This is a genomic window from Streptomyces sp. PU-14G (assembly GCF_041028275.1).
Taxonomy (GTDB): domain Bacteria; phylum Actinomycetota; class Actinomycetes; order Streptomycetales; family Streptomycetaceae; genus Streptomyces.
This window is the reverse complement of record NZ_JASKYT010000616.1, coordinates 1-2,450: the sequence shown is the minus strand read 5'-3', so window position 1 is coordinate 2,450 and position 2,450 is coordinate 1. Positions and strand designations below refer to the sequence as shown.

Here is a 2,450-nt window from a genome sequence, read left to right as displayed (position 1 = left end):
GCTCTGGCGTTCCGGGAGCCGCCACCCCGGAACGCCAGAGCGCCACCGTTCCGGATGCCTGCCGCTGCGGCGGACCGCCGTCCCGGAGGCCTGCCGTTCCGGAGGGCTGCCGTTCCGGAGGACCGCCGCTGCGGGGGACCGCCGTCCCGGCATCCGGAAGGGTGGCGCTCTGGCGTTCCGGATGCCTGCCGCTGCGGCGGACCGCCGTCCCGGAGGCCTGCCGTTCCGGAGGGCTGCCGTTCCGGAGGACCGCCGCTGCGGGGGACCGCCGTCCCGGAGCGCCAGAGCGTCGCCGTCCCGCAGGGGCGCCGTCCCGCAGGGGCGCCGCTTCGGGGCTCGGGGCGGCGGGCGCCCGCCGCCCCGAGCCCCGTCCCGCGTGGGCGCCCGTTCCGGGCGCCCTTCCCGCGCGCCCGCAGGGGCCACGCGCTCCCCCGCGCGCGGCGCGCGCGCCGCGCGCGGGTGGCGGGCGCGGTGGCGCGCATCGCCCGTGACGGTGACGTGCAAGCGGCCCGCACCCTGGCCGACGCTACTGCGGGACCTGCGCAACAAGGCGCCAGCCCGGCCAACGACCCCCCGCTGAGCTGCGGTTTCGCTCGCCGTGGCGAAGATCCGCACCCACGGGAGCGTCCTCGCGGACGGCGATTCCGGTCCCCCGCGCGTCAGCACCGTGCAGGCCTACGATCGGCTCGCCATGACAGCAGCAGAGAAGCATCAGGCAGGCCGTAACCCGGCCGCTGTCCCCCAGCCACCGGCCGGGAGGTGTCCTCAGCCCCGCGGCGGTGGACGGCTGAACGGGCGCGCCGGCATCAGAGATGTCGCCGCCGCGGCCGGTGTCTCCATCACGACTGTCTCCGACGCCCTCAACGGAAAGGGCCGTCTCCCCGATGCCACGCGCAGCCACGTCCGCGAGGTCGCCCAGCGACTGGGCTACCGCCCCTCGGCAGCCGCACGGACCCTGCGCACCGGCAAGTCGGGCCTCATCGGCCTGACGGTCACGACGTACGGCGAAGAACCGTTCACTTTCACCGAGTTCGCCTACTTCGCGGAGATGGCGAGAGCCGCCACCTCCGCCGCACTCGCCCGCGGCTACGCCCTGGTCATCCTCCCGGCCCCCGCCCGGCGCGGGCCCGGCACACCGGGCAGGAGCCCGGGCCCGGTAGCCGGCCCCGGTCCTTACGGGCCCGACGTGTGGGCGAACGTGGCGCTCGACGGCACCATCGTCGTCGACCCCTCCGACCAGGACCCGGTCGTCGGCGAGCTCGTCCGCTCCGGGCTGCCGGTCGTCTCCGACGGGCGCCCCAGCCCGTCGCTGCCCGTCGCGGCCTGGGTGGACAACGACCACGAGGCCGCCGTCCGGTCCATCCTCGACCACCTCGCCGAGAACGGCGCCCGCCGCATCGGGCTGCTGACCGGCACCAGCACCGACACCTACACCCGGGTCTCCACCACCGCCTACCTGAACTGGTGCGAGCGGGTCGGCCAGGAGCCCGTCTACGAGCGGTATCCGGCCCACGACCCCTGCGCGGGCGCCGTCGCCGCCGACCGGCTGCTCGCCCGCCCCGACCGGCCCGACGCGGTCTACGGCCTCTTCGACCCGGGCGGCACCGACCTGCTGGCCGCCGCCCGCCGCTACAGGCTGCGGGTGCCGGAGGACCTGCTGCTGGTGTGCTGCAGCGAGTCCGCTTCCTACGCCACGACCGCGCCGCCGATCACCACGCTGTCCCTGAAGCCGGGACGGATCGGCAACGCCGTCGCCCAGCTGCTCATCGACGCCATCGAGGGCACGGGCCCCGCCCGCCCGGTGCAGCGGGTGATGCCCACGGAGTTGATCGTACGAACCTCCTCGCAGCGCGCCGGAACGCGCACCACGGTCGGCCCGCCGCGCACTCCCGCCACCGACTGAGCGCCCCGCTGGCGTGCCGTGCGGGTGCCGTCCACGGATTCCGTAGGGTACGTCAGCGGATAATTCAGGAGGAATGGCCACCGGTTCAGGGCGCCTCGCCACATGAGCGCCCCCAGGTGCGTCACAAGCCGCGACCAGCGTTCCTATGATTGGGGGCACCCCTGGCCGCAGGCCGGGGGAGGACGACACCGGGACCCGCTCCCGACCTGGGGCGGCACCCCGGCCGAAAGACCACCGACCGGGCCCCCGACGGGAAGGAGAGGGTCCTGCGGTGCACGGCGGCGGCGCGATGGTGGAGGGGTCGATGACTCAGGGGGCCGGTCAGGGACCCGACGTATGGCACGGCGGGGCGACAACACATGGCGCGGGCAGCGCACGCACGCTTTCGAGTCCTGCCCCGGACTCACCGGCGCCCTCGCAGGCGGCAGAACCGGCCGCGGGCGGTAGCGGCCCGCAGGCCGCCCCGCCCGCGGGCCGCCTGACGGGCCGCCAGGTTCCGGCAGGCCCCACCACCCGCAGCGACCCCCGCACGGCCCAGGACCKGGGC

General features: G+C 75.9%; 1 protein-coding gene. It reads left to right on the top strand.

All coding sequences use genetic code 11. From position 1 onward, the window contains the following. Positions 1 to 691 precede the first annotated feature (691 nt). Positions 692 to 1,903: a LacI family DNA-binding transcriptional regulator gene (locus AB8Z75_RS34065; protein ID WP_369208880.1), complete on the top strand. Its 1,212-nt coding sequence runs from the start codon at positions 692 to 694 to the stop codon at positions 1,901 to 1,903. Positions 1,904 to 2,450: the final 547 nt, after the last annotated feature.